Here is an 8,357-nt window from a genome sequence, read left to right on the forward strand (position 1 = left end):
CGGGGTGCTGCCTGGACGCTCGCCTGAGTTGCCCGCCATCGTGGTCATGAGTCATTACGACACGGTGCCGAATTCGCCGGGTGCCGGCGACGACAGTGCAGGTGTGGCGACTGCGTTGGAGTTGGCTGCGAATCTGCGCTCCCATATTAAGACTCTGGGTCCGCTCGAGCGCAGCGTGATCTTTGTGTTTACGGACGGCGAAGAAGTGGGGCTGCTTGGTGCCAACGGCTTCTTCGAGAGCGATCCGCTCAGCCGTCAGGTCGGCGTGGTGTTGAACATGGAAGCTCGCGGCACTGCTGGCCGGGCCGTGATGTTTGAAACCAGCGAGCTGGCTGGAGACTTCGTTCGTCTATGGGCTGTAAACGCGCCGGCGCCGGTTGCGAATTCGTTGATGGGCAGCGTGTATCGACGCATGCCCAACGGCACGGACTTGACGGTTCCTATCGACCGTGGCTTGCCGGGCCTGAACTTCGCTTTCATCGGAGATCAGTTCGCTTATCACACGATGGTGGCGACGCCTGAGCGACTGGACGCTGGCAGCCTTCAGCACATGGGTGAGCAGGTGCTGCCTGCTGTTGTAGCGCTGGCCAGCGCTACTGAGTTGCCCGCGTCGGGGCCCGATCTGGTGCATTTCGATGTGTTGGGCAAGACGCTGATTCTCTATCCCGTGTGGGTGGGCTGGGCGTTGGTGCTTGTCGTCGTGGCACTCATTGCGTTCGCCATTGTTCGAGTTCGTCGTATGGAGCTTGCTCGAACGTTGGATTTGGTTCGCGGTGCCGGTGCACCGCTGTTGTTGCTGATTGCGACTGCGCTGTGTCTGCGTGCTGCTGGGGCAGGGATTCTTACGGGCTCGGTGTCGCAGATCTATGCGTTGCTCAGCCAATTCGCGATCGAGCTGGCTGGTGTGGGTTTACTTGCTGGCGCCGTTGCGGTGGTGTTGGTGATTGCGCAACTGCGAGGTGCGGGCTGGCTCTGGGTTGTCATTGCTTCGTGGGTGGTTACGGGCATTGCTTGTGTCATTTCAGGCAGCGTCGATTGGGTGGCGATCGTGCTTGCCGCGCTTGTGAGCATTCTGGGTTTCGTGACATTGCGCAGGCCGGCGTCGGCGTGGGGCTATTGGTTGGGCAGTCTCGCGACCTTCGCGCTGCTGGCTGTTGTGGCTCAGTGGTTCGAACCGCTCGGCGCGTTCATGCTGATGTGGCCGGTGCTCGGCGGCGTTGTCGCCGCGGTAGTTATGTTGTTGCTGGTGCCGGAGCAGACGGATGCCTCCAACGCGCAGCTGACTGACAATGCGCTTGACGTCGCGTCTGACACGCAGCTGGCTGGCGTGCTTGGGGGCTCCTCTCGCGTGCTATGGATCAGCGGTCTGATCGGTGTGGTGGTGTTTGCTCAGCTGGCGTACTGGTCGACCACCATCTTCGCCGCCATCGGCTCCACGCTACCTCTGGTCTTAGCGCCGTTCGTCACGCTCGGAGTCGTCGTGCTGTTCCCCTTAGTGAGCACGTCGCTCCCCGCCGTGCGTAGCGTTGTTTCTATGTGCTTCCTCGCCTTCGTAGCAGGAGCCGTGCTGGTCGGCGTCGCTCGCATGGATCGCAGTCCGAGCATCGATGCGCCGGAGATGCGCGAAGCATTTTTCCTTGCCGACGTGACGAGTGGCCGCAACTATTTCGCCAGCACTCTGCCGCAGCCCGATGATTGGTCCTTGAACACGCTGCAGCTCAATGGCGCGAAGCCTGAGAAGAAAGTTTTCGCACCGCTGTTCCCGCAGCCAGTGTGGCTGGCCGAAACACAACTAGCAGGCGCCGTCGGGCCGTCGATCACTGTGGATCACACGACTGATCAAGCAGGCACGCAGGTAACGATTCGAATCGCCGGCCAGAATGGCGGTCGGCAGCTGAGCATCCATATGCGCGCTGCGAACGCCGTTCGCAACGTGACGTTGAATGGGCATCCGGTGCGTTCCGAGTGGTTCGCGAAACCGGAGGAGTGGGCTCGGTTCACGGCGTACGCGTTAGGGCCAGAAGGACTGACCCTGCGATTCGAGAGTGATTCACTGGGCAAGATCGAAGTCCACGCGACTGAAATCGTCGATGCTTGGCCGCAGGGTGCCGCATCACTCTCGCCGCCACCCGCCGAAACCATGCCGACGCGACTCTCCGAGACGTCGTTGTTCTCGAGTCACGTGGTGGTGGAGTGAAGCTCTAACGTCGCTTGCGAATGGCGACGATGTCATCCTTAGCATCGATGACCACGTCACGCTGAGTGGCCAGCACATCTTCCAGCGACTGCGGGTCATCGACATCGAACACGCCTGAGTATCTGCGCGTGGCCAACTCAGCGTCTTCTACGACGAACTGGGGCTTCTCGCGATAGCGATTGAACTGCATCACCACGTTCGCCAACGGCTCTTGCTTGAACACCAGGCGACGCTGTACCCACGCAGCGCTGGCATTCACATCGGCGACCTCGCGCCGTTCGGCGGCACTGCCCCGACGAACTTCCGCCTCATCACCAGCCGCGAGCAAGAGCGTTGCGTCGGTCTGCGCAGACTGTGGCGCTTCGACCGAACCGGCCTTGCTAGAGGTCGTAGCTTTAGCGGCGGGCGAGGGTGCCGGTGCTGAGTCCGGATCCCGCGGCGACACTTTTACGCGACCTTCGAGCACCGAGACCTTGGTCTGCCCATCTTGTTGATAGACGTTGAACTGAGTGCCGACAGCGATGATGGTGGCGTCTGAGGTGTGAACCTTGAACGGGCGAGACGGATCCTTGGCGACCTTGAAAAACGCTTCACCTGCCAACAAACGAATCTCGCGCGAGTCCGCAGTGATCTTGGTCTGCACGCGGGATCGAGTGTTGAGTTGCACGATCGAGCCGTCCTTGAGCTGCACGGCACGCTGCTCGCCCGCCGCTGTGGTCAGCTGCTGCCATCCGCCGTAGCGCTGCTGCAGAGTCAGAGCAATCGGCGTGCTGAGGGCGATCAATACCAACGCGGCGGCCAGCCATTTCCAAGGCGGTGTGCGTCGAACCGGTGACTGAGTGGGCGAGGGGAATGGCACCAGTGTCGGCGTAGCGCCGCCGGCAAGCACGTCTGGTACGGCGATCAGTCGCTCAGGATCGATGTGCTTGAGCTCCTCATCCAGCGCGGCCATGAACAGATACGTGTGCAAATGTCGCTGCGATTGTCCCAGCCAATCGGCGAGTGCCTGACGCTCACGCTTGCCGCCACGCTTAGCAGCTTCGAGCAACTCCGAGCTCTGTTCGACCAGTAGCTTGTCCAGCTGCTTCTGCTTGTCAATGTCGCGCATTCATCTGCTCCTTCACAGATCCCACAACATCGAGAGAAGCTTGGCGCGCGCCTGAATCAAGTGCTTCTCCACCATGTGGACTGAAATGCCCGTGGCTTTCGCCGCTTCCTCGTAAGTCAAACCGTCTCGCTTGCACAAAAGAATCAACGCCCGATGCAACTCGGGCAGATCCGCCAAGGCACGTTGCAGCTGTCGTTGGGTGTCGAGCTGCAGCGCCATTTCATCGGGGCTGACATGATCGGGGGGCTGTTCGCCGGCGCGGTCGGCAATCTGCGAGTCGTAATGCACCGGCTGACGGTTCTCTTGCAGCCGCAGCTCGCGGATCACATGGAATGCGATCCCGAACAGGTAGGCATGCGGATCCTTGACCAGGTCGGGTTGACGTACGCGCACCAGGCGACTGAACACCTCTTGCGTGACATCATCGGCACTCTGCGGATCGCGCAGCCGCCGGCGCAAAAAGCGCTGCAGGTCGGCGGCGTAGTGACGGAATACGTCGGCCGCCAACGCTGCAATCGACCCTGACTCCTGGGGGGACTTGCCCATACCCTGGCCCATAACCTCGTTCCGGAAAACCTCGGCCCACCTGTAGAGTGTGTTATTCGCGAAAAGTCCGGAATGCCCTCCAGCATCGAGTTCCGGCAGCGGTTCGGTGGCGGTGCTGCCGTTCCGGACTTTTGAAACGCCACACACTCTATCAGCAAGACGATGCCTGGCCGCACTTCGCGAGCTGCAGAGCGTCGCATTAGGGGAGTGTCTATGAAGCTGCGATCGATGATTTTGGTGGGCGCTGTCTCGGCGCTACTGTGCGGGCCGGCGTCCGCCGAATCTCTACAGACTCAAGCGGTGCCTTTCAGCATCGAGCGCCAACCGCTGGAAGATGCGTTGGCGGAATTTGCGCGTCAAACCGGCTACCAATTGTTGTTTCAATCCGATGTGGCGCTGAAGCTGACGGCGCCGCGCGTTGCCGGTACGTTGACGCCGGAGTCGGCGCTCAAAGCGTTGCTGGAAAATTCCGGCCTGCATTACAAGTTCGTCAATGCCAAGACCGTGACCATCGGCACGGCGGCCGATATCGCGGCAGCGGGCTCGATGCGTCGAACTGCGTTGGGCGGCGGAGCTGAGGAGCGCACGGCTGCGACCGACAAGACGGTACAAGAAGTTGAGACCGTCATCGTCAAAGGCACCACCATCGACGATCCTATTCTGAGCTCGCGTTTCGGCGACACGCTGCGTGAGCGGCCGCAGTCCATCAGCATGGTTACGCGGGAGCGACTGGACGAGCAGAACTTGAATAGCCTGGACGAGGCGCTGGCACAAACCACCGGCATCACGTTGACCAAAGAGAGCTCCACCGCGACTCAGTTTTTCTCGCGCGGCTTCGAGATCCGCAACGTGCAGGTGGACGGCGGCTCGCCGCTCAGCATCAACGCTGGCGGTTACGATCAGCAGATCGACCTGGCGTTCTACGAACAGATCGAAGTCCTGCGTGGCGGCGATGCATTGTTCTCGGGCAACGGCGATCCGGGCGGCACTATTCAATTGGTTCGCAAGCGCCCGACCTCTAAAACCCAGCTGAGCGTCGAAGCGTCGGCGGGGCGTTGGAATTCTTATCGAGGCAACCTCGATCTGTCGGGTTCGATGGCAATGGACGGTCGCGTGCGTGGCCGCGCTGTCTACATGCGCGAGAGTACTGAGTCCTTCCAAGATGACGTCATTCGCGGCCAACGCGATGCCTTGTATCTGGCGATGGAAGCTGACCTGACCGACAGCACCAAACTGTTCTTGGGCGGCAGCTACACCAGCAGCTTGAGCCCGATCGGCGGTTTCGGCTTGCCGCGTTATAACGATGGCCGGGATTTGGGGCTGCCGCGTTCGGTGAGTCTCACGTCGGAATGGTCGAAAGCGGATACCGACACCGGCGAAGTGTTCGCTACCTTGGATCAACGCATCGGTGATCACTGGCAGCTGCGCGTGAACGCGATGCGCAGTCACAAGGACAGCGACTTCGCGTTCCTGTACTCGTTCTCGTCCATCGATCCGACCACCGGACTCGGCCGAATTTACGGCACCAACGCGCAGCGCACGGCTGTGCAGGAAGTGATGGACATCACGCTCAAGGGCAGCTTCGAGCTGTTCGGGCGCACTCACAAGGTCGCCTTCGGCGCGGACTGGCAGGAAAGCGAGACCGACGGTCCGTCCTGGAACATGCCGGCCTATTACATCAATCCGTACTCGTTCGATCCGAGCGCTTATCCAGCGCCGAGCCGCGCAGCGACGCCAGATTCGACGTCGAGCTTCGGTAACGAGCAGAGCGGCGCTTATGTGAGCTTGAGCCTGCAGGCCACCGACGCCATGCGCATCCTCGGCGGCGCTCGTTATAGCAACTACGAATACAACTCGGCGTATCCCGCCTTCGATTCGTACACGCACTATGAAGATCGCGCAGTGGTGACGCCGTATATCGGCATGACCTACGAGCTGCCGAAAGGCTGGGTCGCTTACGGCAGCTACGCGGAGAATTTCTCTTCGCAAGCTTCGATGCATTCCGGGCCGTTTCCAGGTTCGCCGCTGGATCCGATCACCGGCGAAACCATCGAGCTCGGTATCAAAGGCGATCTCGGTAGCGGCCGTGCGGCCACTCAGATCGCGGTGTATCGCACCGAGCGTAATGGCGAGGCGATTCAAGATCTGAGCTATCCGCCGCAAAGCGGTGCGCTCGGCGTCGCCTGCTGTTATCTGGCCAAAGGTGTGGTGGAGAGCCGCGGCCTGGATGCCGAGATCAACGGGCGGATCACCGATCGCTGGGGGGTGTTCGCGGGCTACACGTTCAACGAGAACGAATACAAGTCCGGCTACACCAGTTCGGTCGGCGCCTACATGCCCAGAACTCCGAAACATTTGTTCAAGCTGTGGAGCACGTATCAATTCGACGGCAGCCTGGCACGATTGAAAGTCAGCGGCGGCGTCAACGCGCAAAGCGGCAACTACCGCACGGGTACGGCGGCACAGTTGGATGGCTCGGGGGCGGTCGTTGCGTTCGTGCCGTTCGAGTTCTCGCAAGGCGGCTACTCGATCTTCAGTGCGCGCGCCGAGTATCTGATCAACCAGACCTGGTCGGCGTCGTTGAACTTGGACAACATCTTCGACAAGACCTACTACTCGACGGTGGGGACTACGTCGGCGGGTAACTGGTACGGCTTGCCGCGCAGCTACACGCTTTCCATTCGAGGCAAGTGGTAACCGATACCATGCGACACTTCATGGATACGGTCAGGGGCCAACGCTGGCTCCTGACCCTGGCGCTGCCGCTAGGTTTGTTGGCCAGCTCGGTCTCGAATGCGGCTGCAGCCCGACAGATCGAGCTGCCTCAGCTGGACATTCCTTACACCAAACATGTGCTGGCGAATGGTCTCACGCTGCTCGTGCATGAAGACCACAAGACCGCACAGGTCTCCGTGGACATCAACTATCGCGTTGGCACCGGCGACGAACCGCCGGGCGTCACCGGCATATCCCATCTGTTCGAGCATCTGATGTTTCGTGGCAGCGAGCATCACGACCACGATATGTTCGACGCCTTGCTGCCGCTCGGGGCGAGTGCTGGGACGGTCAACGGCATGGCTTACGTGGATCGCACTCATTATTTCGAGACGGTCGCGAGCGGTGCATTGGACGCCATTCTGTGGCTGGAGTCCGATCGCATGGGATACCTGCTGGGCGCCATCGATCAAGCCAAGCTCGATGAGCAGCGCGGCGTCGTGCACAACGAGCGGCGTTCGATCGAGAACACTCCTTGGCACAAGATCGGCACCAATCCTTACGGCCGGAACGCGGCGCGCCTGCTCCAAGCCATCTGGCCGCCGGGACATCCGTACTCGCACCTGTACATCGGCACCGAGGAGGATCTCGACTCGGTGACGCTCGACGGAGTCAAGCAGTGGTTTCGGAAGTGGTACACGCCATCGAATGCGGTGTTGGTGCTCTCCGGCGATGTGACCGCTGCCGAAGCCAAGAGCAAGGTCGAACGCTACTTCGGAGCGCTACCGCCTGGCATGTCGACCACTCGGGTCAATCGATGGAGCGAGCCGATGCCAGGCAATCGACGCGATGTAGCGTACGACAGCGAACTCGCCACTGCCGCGCTGGCTCGCGTCTGGAGCATTCCCAATGCGGGCTTGGGGGCGGCCGACGCCGACTATCTCGAACTGCTGGCGGCGATTTTGAGTCAGCCGAGTTCACGCTTGAGTCAGCGACTGATCGTCGAGCAGAAGCTGGCGAACGAGTTCGCCATAGATGTCCGTAAGAACGAGATCGGTAGCCAGGTCACGCTGCGCTTGACTGCGATGCCTGGCATCGATCTGGCGCGCGTCGAGCGCCTCTTGGAAGAAGAACTGGCACGCATGCTCAAGGAAGGGCCGTCAGCCGATGAGCTGCAAGCCGCGCGCATGTCGAAGCTTGCAGAGATGGTCAGCTCCATCCAAAGCACCAGCGCCAAGGCGCATCTGCTCGGCAAGTATGAATTGTTTCTTGGCAATGCCGATGCCTGGAAGATTTCTTTCGAGCGACTGAAGAATGCCAAGCCGGGTGATCTGGCGGCGGCGGGTCAGCGTTGGCTGCAGAAGGGTAACTACACGCTGGTCATGCTGCCCAGAGCGCAGCTCGCGGCTGCGAGTCATGACGTGGATCGCAAGGCAGGCATGCCTGCAGTGAATTTCGCTGAGGTACAGCCACCGAAGTTCGAGCGCACGGCATTGTCCAATGGAGCGCAGGTGCTGTTTGCCCAGCGGCAGGATGCCCCCGAGGTCACGGTCAATCTTCTGATTCCCATTGCCGCGAGCGGGGCGCAGCAGGCTTTTCCAGTCGGCATCGAAACGCTGGTCATGGACCTGTCACTGGCGGGCACGGACAAACTCACTGGAACCCAGCTGTCTCAGGCACTCGGCAAGCTCGGTGCCTCGCTCAAAGTGAGCGCCGATGCCGATTCGGTGCAGCTGTCTTTGAAAACGCTGTCTACCTCGTTCCCCGAGGCGATGACGCTGTTCGCGGATG

General features: G+C 60.9%; 5 protein-coding genes. 3 read left to right on the forward strand and 2 right to left on the reverse strand.

All coding sequences use genetic code 11. The features are described 5' to 3' along the window. On the forward strand, positions 1-2,197 hold a 2,197-nt coding region (locus JNL55_RS05835), incomplete at its 5' end, for a M28 family peptidase (RefSeq protein WP_293850586.1). A gap of 4 nt (positions 2,198-2,201) precedes the next feature. Here JNL55_RS05835 and JNL55_RS05840 read toward each other — a convergent pair. Further along, on the reverse strand, positions 2,202-3,305 hold the full coding sequence (locus JNL55_RS05840; protein WP_293850589.1) for a FecR family protein: 1,104 nt from the start codon (positions 3,303-3,305) through the stop codon (positions 2,202-2,204). A gap of 12 nt (positions 3,306-3,317) precedes the next feature. Then, complete coding sequence (locus tag JNL55_RS05845) at positions 3,318-3,851, reverse strand: RNA polymerase sigma factor (RefSeq protein WP_293850592.1); 534 nt, start codon at positions 3,849-3,851, stop codon at positions 3,318-3,320. A 213-nt stretch (positions 3,852-4,064) separates the two neighbouring features. Here JNL55_RS05845 and JNL55_RS05850 point away from each other — a divergent pair, with 213 nt between their 5' ends. Then, entirely contained in the window at positions 4,065-6,548 is a 2,484-nt protein-coding gene (locus JNL55_RS05850; protein ID WP_293850595.1) for a TonB-dependent siderophore receptor, read from the forward strand. A 20-nt stretch (positions 6,549-6,568) separates the two neighbouring features. Further along, positions 6,569-8,357: M16 family metallopeptidase (locus JNL55_RS05855; protein WP_293850598.1), on the forward strand; the 1,789-nt coding region annotated here is incomplete at its 3' end.

The organism is Steroidobacter sp. (genome assembly GCF_016790065.1).
In the GTDB taxonomy this organism is placed as follows: domain Bacteria; phylum Pseudomonadota; class Gammaproteobacteria; order Steroidobacterales; family Steroidobacteraceae; genus Steroidobacter.

What these genes read in the sequence shown, in the direction of transcription:
- JNL55_RS05840 (WP_293850589.1), bottom strand. Translation starts at nt 3,305, where the DNA reads ATGCGCGACATTGACAAGCAGAAGCAGCTGGACAAGCTACTGGTCGAA.
- JNL55_RS05845 (WP_293850592.1), bottom strand. Translation starts at nt 3,851, where the DNA reads ATGGGCAAGTCCCCCCAGGAGTCAGGGTCGATTGCAGCGTTGGCGGCC.
- JNL55_RS05850 (WP_293850595.1), top strand. Translation starts at nt 4,065, where the DNA reads ATGAAGCTGCGATCGATGATTTTGGTGGGCGCTGTCTCGGCGCTACTG.